The organism is Pseudomonas sp. 22189 (genome assembly GCF_052045635.1).
Lineage (GTDB): Bacteria > Pseudomonadota > Gammaproteobacteria > Pseudomonadales > Pseudomonadaceae > Aquipseudomonas > Aquipseudomonas parakoreensis.
Genome location: NZ_JBQEPG010000005.1, coordinates 215326 through 230161, shown reverse-complemented (window position 1 = coordinate 230161; position 14836 = coordinate 215326). Strand labels below are relative to the sequence as shown.

Annotated in this window: 13 protein-coding genes; 6 read left to right on the top strand and 7 right to left on the bottom strand. The window is 60.0% G+C overall.

All coding sequences use genetic code 11. From position 1 onward, the window contains the following. Positions 1-166: 166 nt before the first annotated feature. On the bottom strand, positions 167-304 hold the full coding sequence (locus ACTJKS_RS07400) for a hypothetical protein (RefSeq protein ID WP_177327908.1): 138 nt from the start codon (positions 302-304) through the stop codon (positions 167-169). Between the two features lie 157 nt (positions 305-461). Between ACTJKS_RS07400 and ACTJKS_RS07395 the strand changes: the two genes are divergently transcribed. Next, the gene (locus ACTJKS_RS07395; protein WP_041067099.1) at positions 462-650 is read left to right on the top strand and encodes a hypothetical protein; all 189 of its coding nucleotides are present in this window, start codon (positions 462-464) and stop codon (positions 648-650) included. Between the two features lie 18 nt (positions 651-668). Here the strand turns inward: ACTJKS_RS07395 and ACTJKS_RS07390 are convergent, their stop codons facing one another. Continuing rightward, positions 669-1046: a fe2+ zn2+ uptake regulation protein gene (locus ACTJKS_RS07390; RefSeq protein WP_047294218.1), complete on the bottom strand. Its 378-nt coding sequence runs from the start codon at positions 1044-1046 to the stop codon at positions 669-671. A gap of 288 nt (positions 1047-1334) precedes the next feature. Here ACTJKS_RS07390 and pvdQ point away from each other — a divergent pair, with 288 nt between their 5' ends. Beyond that, the gene (pvdQ, locus tag ACTJKS_RS07385; RefSeq protein WP_108182627.1) at positions 1335-3680 is read left to right on the top strand and encodes a bifunctional acylase PvdQ; all 2346 of its coding nucleotides are present in this window, start codon (positions 1335-1337) and stop codon (positions 3678-3680) included. An 89-nt stretch (positions 3681-3769) separates the two neighbouring features. On the opposite strand, the gene ACTJKS_RS07380 is transcribed toward pvdQ, so the two are convergent. After that, positions 3770-4771 carry a FecR family protein gene (locus ACTJKS_RS07380; protein ID WP_108182628.1) on the bottom strand — a complete coding sequence of 334 codons (1002 nt, stop codon included), beginning with the start codon at positions 4769-4771 and terminating at the stop codon, positions 3770-3772. Between the two features lie 152 nt (positions 4772-4923). On the opposite strand from ACTJKS_RS07380, the gene ACTJKS_RS07375 reads away from it, so the two are divergent. Continuing rightward, positions 4924-5193, top strand: coding sequence for a PepSY domain-containing protein (locus ACTJKS_RS07375; RefSeq protein ID WP_007961867.1), 270 nt, complete (start codon positions 4924-4926; stop codon positions 5191-5193). 54 nt (positions 5194-5247) lie between these two features. Here the strand turns inward: ACTJKS_RS07375 and ACTJKS_RS07370 are convergent, their stop codons facing one another. Then, a complete protein-coding gene (locus ACTJKS_RS07370; protein ID WP_411157870.1) occupies positions 5248-10065 on the bottom strand; it encodes a hypothetical protein in 4818 nt (1605 codons plus the stop codon). Between the two features lie 233 nt (positions 10066-10298). Here ACTJKS_RS07370 and ACTJKS_RS07365 point away from each other — a divergent pair, with 233 nt between their 5' ends. Then, the gene (locus ACTJKS_RS07365; RefSeq protein WP_108182630.1) at positions 10299-11339 is read left to right on the top strand and encodes an Ldh family oxidoreductase; all 1041 of its coding nucleotides are present in this window, start codon (positions 10299-10301) and stop codon (positions 11337-11339) included. 164 nt (positions 11340-11503) lie between these two features. On the opposite strand, the gene ACTJKS_RS07360 is transcribed toward ACTJKS_RS07365, so the two are convergent. Next, entirely contained in the window at positions 11504-11821 is a 318-nt protein-coding gene (locus ACTJKS_RS07360) for a DUF883 family protein (protein ID WP_007961870.1), read from the bottom strand. A 153-nt stretch (positions 11822-11974) separates the two neighbouring features. On the opposite strand from ACTJKS_RS07360, the gene ACTJKS_RS07355 reads away from it, so the two are divergent. After that, complete coding sequence (locus tag ACTJKS_RS07355) at positions 11975-12229, top strand: hypothetical protein (RefSeq protein ID WP_003224595.1); 255 nt, start codon at positions 11975-11977, stop codon at positions 12227-12229. Between the two features lie 8 nt (positions 12230-12237). Here ACTJKS_RS07355 and ACTJKS_RS07350 read toward each other — a convergent pair whose 3' ends face one another. Beyond that, entirely contained in the window at positions 12238-13152 is a 915-nt protein-coding gene (locus ACTJKS_RS07350) for a LysR family transcriptional regulator (protein WP_108182631.1), read from the bottom strand. A gap of 84 nt (positions 13153-13236) precedes the next feature. Here ACTJKS_RS07350 and ACTJKS_RS07345 point away from each other — a divergent pair, with 84 nt between their 5' ends. Then, positions 13237-14160, top strand: a complete 924-nt coding sequence (locus ACTJKS_RS07345) for a carbon-nitrogen hydrolase family protein (protein ID WP_108182632.1) — start codon at positions 13237-13239, stop codon at positions 14158-14160. A gap of 141 nt (positions 14161-14301) precedes the next feature. Here the strand turns inward: ACTJKS_RS07345 and ACTJKS_RS07340 are convergent, their stop codons facing one another. Further along, a complete protein-coding gene (locus ACTJKS_RS07340; RefSeq protein ID WP_108182633.1) occupies positions 14302-14775 on the bottom strand; it encodes an LEA type 2 family protein in 474 nt (157 codons plus the stop codon). Positions 14776-14836 lie beyond the last annotated feature (61 nt).

Below are 14836 nucleotides of genomic sequence, written 5' to 3'. Positions count from 1 at the left end.
CAGAAATATCAAAAATGCGCAAATCGTTGCAGCTCGAAGAGTCCTACAAAAGCTTGATCAGCGTCTTACACGCGCAGGTCACATTAGAGACAGAAAACGCCTGCTATTCAGCAGGCGCGGTCGTTCCGGGAACACAGTTTTTAACGTTTATGCGGGGAGTCATCGCCTATCGATGTTGGTAATAACCGGGACCTTCCTGGTACCGATGGTGGTCGTCATGCCAGCCGCCGTGGGGGAAAATGATGCAGCCGCTCAAGGTCAGTACGGCAAGGACGGGAATCAGCCAGGTGATTCGACGGAACATTTCAAAAATCCTCATGGTTACGCCGTCATGAAGCCAAAACTCTTCATCGGCTGTAACATGAGACCGCGTTTATCAAAGCCCATCCCCGCAACACGGTATGTGCATGGCATGCAACCGGATACAAACCGGATACATTTGAAAGGTTCAGGAACCCGCAATGACCCAGAAGCAACGTTTGAAATATTCGATACTGATCGCGCTGTCGGTGCTGGCGATCATGCTCGGCCTGTCGTGGCTGCAAAATGCCGGGATGATCAGCGAGAAGACGTTCCAGTACATCGCCATCGGTGTGGCGGTGGTCGTGGTGGTGATCAACGGGGTGATGCGCCGCAAGGTCAAACCCTGACGGCGATCGCGGGACGCTTCAATCGTGATTGAGCACGGCAGCAGCCTGTGGATGCAGGCTGTAACTCTTGTCCGGGTTGAAGGTGACCACACCTTCGGCACACAGACGCTTCAACACTTCGCGCACGCTGAGAAAGGACAACGGAATATCCAGGTCCAGCAATTGGCTGTGCACACCGCGCACGCCCAGGCGTCGATCGTTTTGCGCGGCGACCAACAGCGCGTCGATGACCTTCAGGCGAATCAGGCTGGTACGCAGACCGAAGCTTTTGAGCAGCAGGCGAATGCGCTCATTGCCCTGGCGTTCCGGGCTGGGTGCGAAACTGCTCGCGCGGGGACTCATGGAAGCTCCTTGTGACGCCTGGCTACCGTCCGTTGGTAGTTGCGAGTTGTACATGGGTTACTCCTTTGCAGAGCCTGTTCAGGAAACGTTTTGGCTGCTCTCAGTAAACAAGACGTTTCAGCACGACAAATCATGAAAGGAAATATGTAGAAATTTTGTCGGTTATTCGTTGTTTTCCCGTCATCGGCGGTTTGTCCCTTGGGCAAACGGGCTAAATATTTTTTTGCTGCATTCGTTTTCTGAACAGCCACCTTGCGCCCAGGCGCAGGCGTCAACTTCAGACCGAGTTCGGACCTTGCGCAAAGCACGCGTCGAACCGCGTCCTATCGATCAGGAGCGAGTGTGATTATTTCCAGGCAGTTAACCGGGCTGGCCCTCGCCAGCGCGTTTCTCGGGCTCAGTCTGTCGGCCCATGCATTCAGTCCCGCCACGCCAGCCAGTGCCGATATCCGCCGCACCGCGTTTGGCGTACCGCACATCCGCGCCGAGACCGAGCGCGGGCTGGGTTTCGGCATCGGTTACGCCTACGCGCAGGACAACCTGTGCTTGCTGGCCAACGAAATTGTCACGGTCAACGGTCAGCGCTCGCGCTATTTCGGGCCGGAGCAGTTCACTGTCGAACAACGCGAGAATCGCGTCAGCGACCTGTTCTTCACTTGGCTCAACACCCCCGAAGCGGTGAAAGCCTTCTGGGACGCGCAACCGGCGCAGGTGCACGATCTGGTGGAAGGTTATGCCGCCGGCTACAACCGCTATTTGGCCGAACGCCGCGAGCAAGGTCTGCCGCAACAGTGCCAGGGCGAGTGGGTGCGCGATATCGCTGCCGAAGATCTGGTGAAGCTCACTCGGCGCTTGTTGGTCGAGGGCGGTGTCGGGCAGTTCGCCGAAGCCCTGGCGGGCGCGACCCCGCCGCAGGCCACGGCGCAGTTCGATAGCAAGGCGCAGGCCTATCAGTTGGCGGACGCGCGCTTGCAGCGCTTCGCACTGGATCGCGGCAGCAACGCCGTGGCGGTCGGCAGTGAACGCTCATTCAACGGACGCGGCATGTTGCTGGCCAACCCGCATTTCCCGTGGGTCGGCGGCATGCGCTTTTACCAGATGCACCTGACCATCCCCGGCAAACTCGACGTCATGGGCGCCGCCTTGCCGGGACTGCCGATGATCAACATCGGTTTCAACCAGCATCTGGCCTGGACCCACACGGTCGATTCATCCAAACACTTCACTTTGTATCGCCTGCAACTCGACCCGAAAGACCCGACCCGCTACCTGCTCGACGGCCAATCGTTGCCGCTGAACAAGCAGACCGTCACCGTGAAGGTCAAACAGGCGGATGGCCAAGTGGTGCCGGTTTCGCGCGATGTCTACAGCTCGCAGTTCGGCCCGATCGTACAGTGGCCGGGCAAACTCGACTGGGATCATCAGTACGCTTACAGCCTGCGCGACGCCAATCTGGACAATGATCGCGTGCTGACGCAGTGGTACGCGATGAACCAGGCATCAAGCCTCAAAGCCCTGCAGGATTCGGTGCACAAGATCCAGGGCATCCCGTGGGTCAACACGCTGGCCGTGGATGACAAGGGGCAAACGCTGTACATGAACCTGTCGGTGGTGCCGAACGTCAGTGCCGACAAACTGGCCAAGTGCAGCGACCCGCGCATCGGCTTGCAGATGATTGTGCTCGACGGTTCCAACAGCGCTTGCGCCTGGGATATCGATCCGCAAGCGGCGCAGAAGGGCATCTATGCCGCCAGCCAGCTGCCGCAACTGTTGCGCAAGGACTTCGTTCAGCACTCCAACGATTCCGCGTGGCTGGCCAACCCGGCACAACCGCTGACCGGGTTCTCGCCACTGATCAGTCAGGACGGCCAACCACTGGGGCTGCGATCACGATTTGCGTTGGAGCGTCTGAGTGCACTGGGCAAAAAGGGGCCGCTGGCGGTCAAGGATCTGCAGCAGATGGTGATGGACGACAACGTCTATCTGGCAACCCAGGTGCTGCCCGATCTGTTGAAGTTCTGCGCTGCGGATCTGGGGGCGGACGCGGCCGCGTTGAAGCCGGTTTGCGTCAGCCTCAAGGGCTGGGATGGCCGGGCGAATCTGGATTCGGGCATTGGTCTGGTGCACTTCCAGAACATCATGCAGGCGTTGCAAGCGTCGCCGGATGTCTGGCGGGTGCCGTTCGATCCAAAAGACCCGCAACATACGCCACGCGGGTTGGCGATCGAGCAACCGACCGTGAGCAAGGCCCTGCGTGAAGCGCTGCTGGCGTCGGCCGCCACCGCGCAGAAAATGGGGCTCAAACCTGAAACCCGCTGGGGCGATATTCAAGTGGTGAGCAGCGGCGCTCGACAAACTGCGATCCACGGCGGGCCCGGGACGCTGGGAATCTACAACGCGATCCAGAGCGTTCCGCGTGAAGACGGCAAACTCGAAGTGATCAGCGGTACCAGTTATCTGCAAGTGGTGAGCTTTGACGACAACGGTCCGCATGCTCAGGGGCTGCTGGCGTTCTCGCTGTCGAGTGACCCCGAGTCGAAATATTCCCGGGACCAGACCGAGGCGTTTTCGAAAAAGCAGTGGAGCGTGTTGCCGTTCACTGAGCAGCAGATTGCTGCCGATCCGCAGTATCAACTGCAGACTGTTCGCGAAGTGGCGGGCAAGAGCGCTGAGGTGGTTGCGCGGTAAGTCAGCCTGAACGAAAAAGCCGCTGCCCCCTGAATGGGGACAGCGGCTTTTTATTGCTCTGGGTTCACCCTGGCAGGTGGTGTCGGGTTTCAGGTTTTCGGCGGCTGCCGCGGCATCGAATTGATTACCGGATCACCCTCGGTATTACGGGTCAGGTAGACCGGCAACACTTTGGGCAGGGTGTTGACGAGGCCGCCGAGTTCTTTGACGTTGTAGACACCGCCGACACGGATGGCACCGGTATTGGCGTCAGCCAGTTTCAACGGTTTGCTCAGATAGCGATTGATCAGCGGCAAGGCCTCATTCAGTGCCAGGTTGTCGAGCACCAGTTTGCCACTGCGCCAGGCCAGAGCGTTGTCGTTGGCGTAGGTCTGACTGATCTGTGGCATGTAATCGCCATGCCGGTACTGCGCCTGCATGGCGGGCCCAAGGCGCAGACCGTCGCCGGGCAGTGCGGCGTTGCTGGTTACCAGCACCGAGCCTTCGATCAGATTGACCCGCACCTGATCTTCGTAGAGCCAGACATTGAAGCGGGTGCCAGTCACGCGGATCTTGCCTTCGCCGGCCCTGACCACGAACGGGTGGGAGAGGTCATAACTGACTTCGAAAAACGCCTCGCCTTTTTTCAGGGTGACTCGGCGTTCGTCCTTGTAATTGCTGAACGTCAGCTCGGTGTTGAGGTTGAGTTCGACTTGACTGCCATCGTTCAAGGTAACTTGACGGACATTGTCGGTGGCTTCGAAGTGCTGATAGCTGTTGGGCAACCAGCCCAGATTCCAGCCACCGTACGCCGCCAGTGGCAAGGCCAGTGCGCAGACGCTCGCCGCAATTGCATAGCGACGCCAGGCGGGAACCGCTTTATTCAGCGGTACATTTGGCAGCGCCTGCGGACGGGGCAAGTGCTCGGCAACGTCCCAGATTTCCAGCATGGCGTCATATTCGAACGCATGCAGCGGATGCGCATCGCGCCATTGCTCGAAAGCCAGACGCTCTTCGGCGGAGCAGTCTACGGCGTGCAGACGCATGCACCAGTGCGCGGCGGCATCGGTGATTGCATCGTATTCGGCTTCCGAGAGGGATTCTTGGGTCATTGACTCGTCCTGATTTGCTGCATTCTAACCTTGCGGGTCGGGTGCCGAGAACATCCGTCATGGCAATTGCCCATCAAAGTGGAACTTATTTTTCCGTGTGGCGCCCAAAAACAGGACGTTAGACGAACATCATCCACAAATGGAGTGAAAAAATGATCAAAAAAACCTTGGCCGCTGCAATCGCCACCGCCGCCTTGTTCAGTGCCGGTGCTGCCATGGCTGACCGTCCCGGTGCGGGCTGGGTCACCATCGAAAAGGCTATCGAGATCGTGAAAACCAAGGCCGGTTACGTCGAAGTCTATGAAATCGAGGCCGACAATGACGGCTACTGGAAAGGTGAGGGACGCAAGGCCGATGGTTCGGTGTATGAATTCCGTATCGATGGTGCCTCGGGCAATGTATTGCGCGACCAGAAAGACTGACCTTGCCTCGCGATAAACAATGCGCAGGCCAACCGCCTGCGCATTTTTTTTGCTTCAGTTGAGCCCTTCTTGAGCTTGGGGCACCGGATCGAGCTGGCGGCCCATTTCACAGATCAAAAAGGCGATCGAATCGGCATTGCGCAATATCGTGTCGATTCGTGGAGTCGGGTTGGAAGGGTTGAGAAAAGCCGTCCGCGCGTCATCCAGATTCGCGCTACGCGTGGTCTTGAGAATTTCCTTGCGTACATGATTCATGCCTTCAATCATGTCGATATCCAGCCACTCCTGAAGTTCATGGCTCCAGCGCGAGAACAGCTCTTCACGGGGGGTAGACAGTGACAGAGCTTCGCGTTGAAAACGTGTCTGCAACTGTTTGCGGGAAGCTCCGTAACCGGTCACCGTAGCAATCAGATCAGCAAACGGGCGCCGCGCTTCCAGCGAAGCAATGTCTACGGTCTTGCTGAACTGATGGGAAAACTCGTGGATGAGCGTCGCGGCCCGTGCATGCCCTTCGACATTGAAGGGCTCGGTCAGCCCGGTGTTGTACCACTCCAGTTCTTGATTGAAGAATTTTTCGGTGAAATGGACCTTCTTGAGTAAATCGCCATCCAGTACAAAGGCGATTACACCCGAGTCGGGCTGTCTGTTCGAGCCGACCACAAAGCGACGAGTATTCAACAGGTCTTCTGTTGGATCGACCAATGCATTACAGATCGGCACGATGGACAGCTTCAACTTGTGGAGCATGTCGGCATCAATCCGTTGCACGTCAAAAAACGACTTGAGAAAAGTATCGAGGCGCGTGCCCGGCACATCGTTTCTTAGCTGAACAAGATTGTGCAGGCTGTTGAACGCGTAATGCCGGGCCAGATCAATTGCCTCGATCAACATGAGTGCTTTTTCCGGATGGCGGGCGCGGATTTCTTCCATGCCTTGCGCTTCGATATTCAGCATGTACCGGGCCTGGCGATGGGTGGTGTAATGGTTGACCATCTTCGACAAGGCCTTGCCGTAATGCACGGTATGGCGATCCGGATCCAGCACCAGCTGCCGCGAAGCGGTGTGCTGCAACACCGAACCTGGCTGGCCGGCGCCCTTGATTTGCCAGACGACTCCCGGCCGCTCCACGGGATAGACTTTGCCGGCAATGGGGGCGTAGGTCGCTCTGGTGTTCAGGTCCTGATACGTGCCCTCGGCAGCATTATGGGTCAGATCCTTGAGGGCGATCTTCGAGGTTTCGAATGCCTGCAACGCGGTGCGCTGCGGATCGGTCGGCTTGGTCTGCGCAAGGACAGGGGCGCTCGGCGCGGTTGGCTGCGGCGGCACCGCCTCTTGAGATTCCAGACGTGACTCCAGAGCCAGCCGCCCGAGAGTGATCATTTCCGCTGCGCCGGCGGTAAAGGTTTCCAGTGCACGTTTCCAGTGGTGATCCTGCAACGCTTCGGCCGAGCCCTTGAAATCCTTGTAGCTTTGCCAGAGAAACTGCGCACAGGCGAGTTTGCCCGGCAGCACGCCCCGGACCAACTGGATGCCTGAACTGAACAGGTGCTTCGCGGCGTCCCAGTCCGTTTGCGCCGACGGCATTGAATGGCCGCTCAGCAAACGTGGCAACAAGGCCAGGTTGTCGTCGAACAACTGCAGCAACCAGTTACCCTTGACCGGAGTGGTGGCCAGGGTCATCTCGCTCGCCTGGCCGCTGCTTGCGTTGAACAACGCGCTGAAGATCGAACGTTGAGTTTCCGGCAAGCGGCGCAGCAACAAGTCCTGCAGTGAGCCCGGCGTATTCAGCGCGGCGATGACTGACGCCTCATCCTCGAATTCACTGAATGCGTATTCACCATGGTAGGGCGCATACAACACTTGGGGACCGGGTTTTCCTGCAGGTCCGATCAAGTACAGGCCCAACGCCTTGACCGCTGCAGCCCCGGCGGTCTTGATCAGCGCCAGCGGCCGGGCAATGGCATCGGCGCCTTGCACGGTCGCGCGGGCCACGGCGTCGGGCATGTCGAGCACCTGAGCAATCAAGCCGAAGGCCTTCGGCGACAAGCGTTGTTGCAGTTGTAACTGATGGGCATGCTGCAGCAACTGCCACGGCAGCTGGCGGAGGAAACGCTGCTTGCGTTGTTCAGCAGCGACGTTACTGGCGGACAACGCCGAGGTGATTTTATCGGCAAACGTCGTTGCAACGTTCAGGGACAGCAGCAGGCTCCTGACGGCTTGCGGGTCAAGCCCTGTCGGCAGCGCCCGGTCGGTACCCGAGCTGAGGGTGAATGCCGTGCTCTGTGCGAGATGCGCATGGTTCAAGGCGAAATCGGTCAGGCTCATCGCAGGCCCGATCAGCGTCTGTGCCGGGGTGATGGTGATCTGTTCGGGGTCGAGATCCTGCCTCTGCAAGCGGGTCCTCAACAGCGTTTGAAGGGTCTGCCTGATGTAGTCACGCACGGTTGGCAGCGCGTGGAGATAATCCTGATCGTCAATGACGTTGTGGCGCCACTGTTCCAGCAGCTCCAGATGCAACTGCTGCGCTTCAAGCGTGGCCATGCCCAGCCAGGCAGGCAACGAATGCTGTTTGCCGATCGCCCGCGCCAGAGCGGTGGCGCGCTGCAGGTTGGTCTCTACGACGTGCTCACGCAGCGTCCTGAGGATTTGAGTTTCCCGCGGCTTTGGCCATTGACGGCCCCGTACCTGTTCACAGCGCTGGAGAAAATGTTCGATCGCCGACTCGGTCCGATCCTGCAAGACACTGCGGCTGATCAGCTGCCACTGTCCCAGCGTGAAGTGTTGATGGAGCCCTTGGTGCCGGGGGGAAAGGTTTTCGAACAGCGTCAGGCGTTTTTGCGGATCCGCCAGTCGCTGGTCCAAAACCTGTCTGGCATGCTCGATTGAGCGGAAGACTTCCAGGCCCAGGGCTGGTGTCCACACCATCGCGCGTCCTGAGTGCTGCGTATCGCGGCCACCGCGTTCCGTGAGCAGGACGCAGTTGGCCAGCGGCAGCATTTCGCTTTGCCCGGCGACCTGCAATGTCAATGACCAGGCATCCGGCTGAAACCCGTTGAGTGCCCTGCGGCGGCTGCGATCCGGTTGATCCGGATTGAATACGGTGTCGACCAGCGCTTGCTCATGGCGACTCAGCGTCCCGTTCAGGACTCTCAACCGTGCTTCACCTGTGATGCCGACAGACAGGGCGTGCGCCAGCTTCGCGGCGATTCCTTGCAGGTAGGTGCGCTGCAGCGCCGTGACGGTCAGCGGTTGGGCGGCGAAGTCGGCGGCGAGGGTAGGCATGATGCTGCCGAACTTGCGCACTTCGCCCGCGGCGGTGTCCGCCAGCACCCTTGAAGGTAATTGGTTGCCAGTGAGCATCGGCCGGGTGCTCCAGCGCCCGTGGGCATCCAGGGTCTCAAGCCGCTCGTGGAGCATCGAACGGATGTCCAGGGCCTTGTCGAACAGTGCGCGAATATCCAAGGCGCCGTCGCTGTGCCGATACCACTGCAGGGCATAGTCGATGTTCTGTCGCTGCTTGGTGATGATCAACTCGAGCAGCACGCTGAAAACATCTCCGGCAATCGATTGGCCGGAAACCTGCGGCTTGTCGAAACCGAGGAAGCGTTGCCGCTCATCGAGATTCAACAGGCCGTAGAGTTCGTCTTCGTGCCCGGGGCTGGCAAATTTGCTGAGCAGCATGGCTTTGAGATCTTCGTAATCCCTGAGCACCTGCAAGCCGTGGGTCGGGGTATACAGGCAACTGTCGGAATGGCTGATCATCAGCGCGCCGGCCAGCTCCACGAAGTTTGCCTGATGCTCCCACAAGCGCACGGTTTCCAGCGTCGCGCGGCGTGCCGGACCGTCGCTGAAACCCAACGAGGTCAGCAGGCTGTCGAAGGTGTGCTGCTCGATAATGCCAGCCTCGCGTTTGAGCAAAAAGTCAGCCAGCGCCTGCTGTCGAATGCTTTGTGTAAATACGCTGCGCCGCGGGCCCCCGGCAGCGCTGGGCCCATTCCAATAGCGCTCCATTTGCTGATACAGCAATACCAGCAGTTTGCCCGAAGCCGTGGTGATGGCTGTTTCCCAGTGTTGCTGATCACTGGCCTGGACTGTCCGGTCCGGGTGCGAAAACTCATGGGTCTGGCCAATCGGCCATCCGGTGTGGCGATAGTGCAACAGCAGCGCATCGCCAAGTGACAGCGCTTCAAACCCGCTCCGTGATGGGCGGTCGGTCGATGCCGGACCGCTTGCTGCGGCGGCTGTGTAATGGTTCGCGCGTGTGCGGGTCTGGTCGACGCCACGCATGGTCGGCGTCAGGAGCGCGTCGAGTATGCTTTGGAGCAGGCTGTCTAGTTCGGGCAATTGCATCAATTCATCGAGCATTGCCTGAGCGTTGAGTCGCAGGCAGTGTTCGATGGCAGCGCGTTGATCTTCGAAGATATCGCCTTCGACAAGCTGGTAGGTCACGCTGACAGCGCGTCGCTCAACCAGCCGTTTGCGTTGTGACAGGGCGAGCAAGGCCAGCAGCCGATCATCTTCGGTGACACGCTTCAGGCGCTCTTCCAGGTGTGCGGTCAGGCTGGCGAGGCTGGCATGTTTTTTCAGCCCGTCGAAGGGGGTGTACAACATGACGCCGCGATCCTCGGGGGTGGCACTGAGTATGAAGCTGCCGGCCAGAGGCACTGCAGGCGTATCGTCGGTGTTGAGCAGGATTCGATGGGCAAGCATGGGCGGGGTTTGCTGACTGCGCAGTGCATGGGTGGCCAGTTGCACGTGGTTCAGCCACTGGAAGTCAGCGATGGACAAGTGATGGACATTGCCGAGTTCACGCCACAATCCGGGGGAATCGAGAAAGGACAGGAACAGCAGGGGAGGCAGGTGAGCAGGCATCATCGGGTCTCGTTCAGGGCACCGTCTGGTGCACCGGTAAATTGAGACTCGAGACTAATGACCGGCCAGATGACGCGGGTGGTACATAGTTACCGCACCAGCGGCAGCGCCGTGTGCTTGCTGCGACACGCCTTCACCGCAACGGTTGACAGCACCCGTGTCTGACGTGGTTAATCGGTGGGCTGGATATTCGTACGCTGTTGTTCCCTCCAATAATTAGTCTGGAGCTTCAGATGTCTGCGCCACACGAACCCCTGTCTTCCCTCGCTGCGTCCACACTTTCGCTCGAAGCGTTGACGCAATTGCTTGAAAAGGTTTTTCTGCGCCATGGTACGTCGGCGTCCGTCGCCCGCACCCTGGCTGCCAACTGCGCCGGTGCCGAGCGTGACGGGGCGCACAGTCATGGCGTGTTCCGTATTCCCGGTTATGTCTCGACCCTCAACAGTGGCTGGGTCAATGGTCAGGCGGTGCCGGTGGTCGAGGACGTGGCCTCCGGTTTTGTACGAGTCGATGCCGGCAATGGTTTTGCCCAGCCGGCGCTGGCCGCTGCCCGGTCGCTGCTGGTGGAAAAGGCGCGCAACGCCGGGATCGCCGTATTGGCGATTCGCAATTCCCATCACTTTGCGGCGCTCTGGCCGGACGTCGAACCGTTCGCCGAGGAAGGCCTGGTGGCGCTCAGCGTGGTCAACAGCATGACCTGCGTGGTGCCCCATGGCGCCGACAGACCGCTGTTCGGCACCAACCCGATTGCCTTTGCCGCGCCCCGGGCCGGCGGAGCACCGATCGTGTTTGATCTGGCGACCAGTGCCATTGCTCACGGCGACGTGCAGATTGCCGCACGCAAGGGCGAACGGCTGCCCGCCGGAATGGGTGTGGACGGTTTGGGTCAGGCGACGCAGGATCCGAAGGCCATTCTTGAGGGCGGCGCACTGTTGCCGTTTGGCGGCCACAAAGGTTCGGCGCTGTCGATGATGGTCGAGCTGCTGGCCGCGGCGTTGACAGGCGGGAACTTTTCTTTCGAATTCGACTGGTCGAACCATCCCGGGGCCAAAACGCCGTGGACCGGGCAGTTGCTGATCGTCATCGATCCAAGCAAAGCTGCCGGGCAACCGTTTGCCGAGCGCAGCGAAGAGCTGGTGCGGCAGATGCACGGTGTGGGGTTGAAACGTTTGCCGGGCGATCGTCGGCATTTGCAGCGCGCGCGATCAATGGCCGAAGGGATCGTGCTGGATGAGCAGACGCTGGCGCAGTTGCGAGCGCTGGCGGGGGAATAATGGTCAGATAAGCAATGTGGCGAGGGAGCTCGCTCCCGTTGGGTTGCGAAGCGGCCCCTTTGTCTGCTTGAGAATAGGGGACTGCCGCGCAGTCCAGCGGGAGCAAGCTCCCTCGCCACAGATTTATTGTCAGGCCTTGAACAATGCGCTCTGGCGAACGTCGCTTAGCGACGACCGAGCAACAAGCCCACCACCAGGCCAAAACCGGCGGAAATCGCCACGGTCTGCCACGGATGGCCGCCAATGTAGCTCTCGGTGGCCTCGACCGCCGGTTTGGTGCGCTCACGCACGCTGGAGACCGAGTCCAGCGCCTGTTGCAATTTCAGAGCGATTTGTCCGCGCAGGGTCTCGGCTTCTTCGCCTACCAGTGAGGCGCTGCTCTTGAGCAGTTTGTCGGACTCTTCGATCAAAGCCTGAAGTTCGCTAAACGCCTGATCCTTGATTTGGTCTTCGACGGCTTGCACGCGGGATTTGCGGGCCATTGGGTGACTCCTTGCAGATGGATGAACAGTGATCAATGGAGTGTGGCGCTGACGGAAAAGTTGCACTGATTTTAGGTGCGAAAGAAAAACCTGCGCGGGAGATTTCCGCCGAGCGTGTAAGATGTCGCCATTTTACGCAGCAGGTATTTCCCCATGAGTTTCAATCTGGCCGACAAATCCCTCGCCGAGCGCGCTGCGCTGGAAGACGAGAAATCCCGTCTGTTCGAACTCTGGCAGAACAATCTGGGCAAAGCCAAAGGCGAAGCCGCGCGGTTGTTCGGCGAACGCTCCAAGCGCAAGGGCAAATGGGCCGAGTGGGTGCGCGCCGAGCTGGATGGCATGTCCCCGCCGGAATTCGCCAACATGGTGCGCAGTGAAGTCAATCGCCTGATGGCAGCCAACAAGTAACATGCGCCTCAGTCCGCGTTGAAACACCCGACAATCGCCTCACGCACCTTGATCACCACCGGGTCGATCTGCGTGCTGGTGCGCCAGCCCAGTTCGATCGGGTAACGCGGCAGCGCCAGCGGGCAGGGCAGCAGCATCAGTCCGCTGAGCTGGGCAATGGCCCGGGCGGCATGGGTCGGGATGGTTGCCACGGCGTCGCTGCCCTTGAGCAGATGCGGCAGCGCGGCAAAGTGGGTGGTCGAGGCGCAGACCCGCCGGCTCAGCCCCAGCGCCGCCAGCCCCTCATCGGTGATGCCGATAAAACCGCCCGAGGACACCAGAATGTGCTCGCGAGCGACGAACTCCGGCAAATCGATGCCCTGTTGACCGGGCGCCAGACTGCCCGGATCGACCAGGCAGGCATAATCCCCTTCACCCAATACCAGACGACTGAGCAAGCGCTCGGCAAACCCGCCGGCGGTGATCGCCAGGTCGATGCTGCGCTCCATCAGGGCGCGAGCGACGATCTGGCTGTGGGTCTGGCGGAAGATCAGCCGCAGCTTGGGTGCACAGCGGGCGATTTCTTCGATCAGGCGCCGGCCATAGGCTATTTCGAAATCATCCGACAGGCCCACCGTCACCGAACGGCCGTCATAGTGATGGGCCGCCGGGTCGACCATCGCCAGGCTTTGCCGGCATTTGTTCAGCGCCTCGCTGACGACCGGCTTCAGTTGATTGGCCTTGAGCGTCGGTGCCAGACCGCGTCCGGTGCGCACGAACAATTGATCACCATACACGTCGCGCAACCGGCGCAATGCCGCGCTGACCGCCGATTGGGTCACGCCCAGACGCAGCGCCGCACGGCTGGCGCTGGACTCCTCATGCAGCGCTTCGAAGACTTTCAGCAGGTTGAGGTCGATGGTTGCGATATTCATTTGGCTCATATCATTCAGCAGTGAATCGGTCTTTATTCATGATCCCGCGCCGCCGCAGAATCGGCAACACTTGAACCTGATGGAGTGACTGCAATGCCCAAATCAATCGTCGCCGCCCTGCAGATTGGCGCCTTGCCCGGTGGCAAGGGTGAAACCCTGGAACAGATCCTCAGCTGGGAAGATGCGATCAGCGAGTCCGGCGCGGCGTTGGTGGTCATGCCGGAAGCGTTGCTCGGTGGCTATCCGAAAGGCGAGGGCTTTGGCACTCAGTTGGGCTATCGCCTGCCCGAGGGGCGCGAGGCCTTTGCACGCTATTTCGCGAACGCCATTGACGTGCCGGGGGCAGAAACTGAAGCACTGGCCGGTTTGTCGGCACGCACCGGGGCCAATCTGGTGATCGGCGTGATCGAGCGTGCCGGCAGCACGTTGTATTGCACGGCGCTGTATTTCGACCCGCAGGCAGGGCTGGTGGCCAAGCATCGCAAACTGATGCCGACTGGCACCGAGCGACTGATCTGGGGCAAGGGCGACGGCTCGACGCTGCCGGTACTCGACACGCAGGTCGGCAAACTCGGTGCGGTGGTGTGCTGGGAAAACATGATGCCGCTGCTGCGCACGGCGATGTACGCCAAAGGCATTGAGGTCTGGTGCGCGCCGACCGTGGACGAGCGCGAGATGTGGCAGGTCAGCATGCGCCACATCGCCCATGAGGGCCGTTGCTTTGTGGTCAGTGCCTGTCAAGTGCAGGCTTCGCCAAATGCGCTGGGCGTGGAGATTGCCAACTGGCCGGCGGATCGGCCGTTGATTGCCGGCGGCAGTGTGATTGTCGGGCCGATGGGCGATGTGCTGGCAGGTCCGCTACGTGGCGAGACGGGGTTGCTGACGGCTGAGATCGATACTGATGAGCTGGTTCGGGCGCGCTATGACTACGACGTGGTTGGCCACTATGCGCGGCCGGATGTGTTTGAGCTGTCGGTTGATGAACGCGCCAAACCCGGCGTGCGGTTCACCGCATAACGTCGGGCTGATTGAAAAAACTGTGGGAGCTGGCTTGCCAGCGATGGCGGACTGTCAGCAACGACGATGTTGGCTGACGCGACCCTATCGCTGGCAAGCCAGCTCTCACAGGTATTTATGAGCGGTTTCAAAATTGTGCATTTACCACGTCGCAGCAGTGGCCTTTGGCAAACTCAGCTTGCCACTGTCGACAAAACGCAGGGTGCCGAACACCCCGCCCGCGAGTTTGCCGCGCAGTACGTAGGGCAGGTTGTCGAGGGTTTGTGTCTGGCTCAGGCCGAGGGTCTGGCGCAGTACCGAGAACGCGGAAACGCTGACCGGCACGCTGACCGCGGTTTCCGAGAAGCGCGGGATCGAGCCGGTCTGATCACTGACGCCCGAGGCCAGGGGACGGCCATTGACCTCCAGATCCAGGGCGATACCGTTGTAATCGATGGCCGTTTCATTGGGGTTCTGCACCCGTAACTTGATCGCGAAGCGCACTTCCAGATCCTGGCTCGGCAACGGTTCGAGGCCGACCACGTTGATGTTCACCGGGTCTCGGTTGGGAAACAGCGCGCACGCGCTCAGGGACAACAGCAGCAGGGACAGGATGACGGCGTGGACGCGGCGCATAAACAGTCTCTCAACGAAAAGGGCTGAACCGTTGCCGGTTCAGCCCTTTTTTCATGGCGTC

Coding starts and splice junctions, on each gene's coding strand:
- ACTJKS_RS07400 (WP_177327908.1), bottom strand. CDS start 304: ATGTTCCGTCGAATCACCTGGCTGATTCCCGTCCTTGCCGTACTGACC.
- ACTJKS_RS07395 (WP_041067099.1), top strand. CDS start 462: ATGACCCAGAAGCAACGTTTGAAATATTCGATACTGATCGCGCTGTCG.
- ACTJKS_RS07390 (WP_047294218.1), bottom strand. CDS start 1,046: ATGTACAACTCGCAACTACCAACGGACGGTAGCCAGGCGTCACAAGGA.
- ACTJKS_RS07380 (WP_108182628.1), bottom strand. CDS start 4,771: ATGACCCAAGAATCCCTCTCGGAAGCCGAATACGATGCAATCACCGAT.
- ACTJKS_RS07375 (WP_007961867.1), top strand. CDS start 4,924: ATGATCAAAAAAACCTTGGCCGCTGCAATCGCCACCGCCGCCTTGTTC.
- ACTJKS_RS07370 (WP_411157870.1), bottom strand. CDS start 10,065: ATGCCTGCTCACCTGCCTCCCCTGCTGTTCCTGTCCTTTCTCGATTCC.
- ACTJKS_RS07365 (WP_108182630.1), top strand. CDS start 10,299: ATGTCTGCGCCACACGAACCCCTGTCTTCCCTCGCTGCGTCCACACTT.
- ACTJKS_RS07360 (WP_007961870.1), bottom strand. CDS start 11,821: ATGGCCCGCAAATCCCGCGTGCAAGCCGTCGAAGACCAAATCAAGGAT.
- ACTJKS_RS07355 (WP_003224595.1), top strand. CDS start 11,975: ATGAGTTTCAATCTGGCCGACAAATCCCTCGCCGAGCGCGCTGCGCTG.
- ACTJKS_RS07350 (WP_108182631.1), bottom strand. CDS start 13,152: ATGAGCCAAATGAATATCGCAACCATCGACCTCAACCTGCTGAAAGTC.
- ACTJKS_RS07345 (WP_108182632.1), top strand. CDS start 13,237: ATGCCCAAATCAATCGTCGCCGCCCTGCAGATTGGCGCCTTGCCCGGT.
- ACTJKS_RS07340 (WP_108182633.1), bottom strand. CDS start 14,775: ATGCGCCGCGTCCACGCCGTCATCCTGTCCCTGCTGCTGTTGTCCCTG.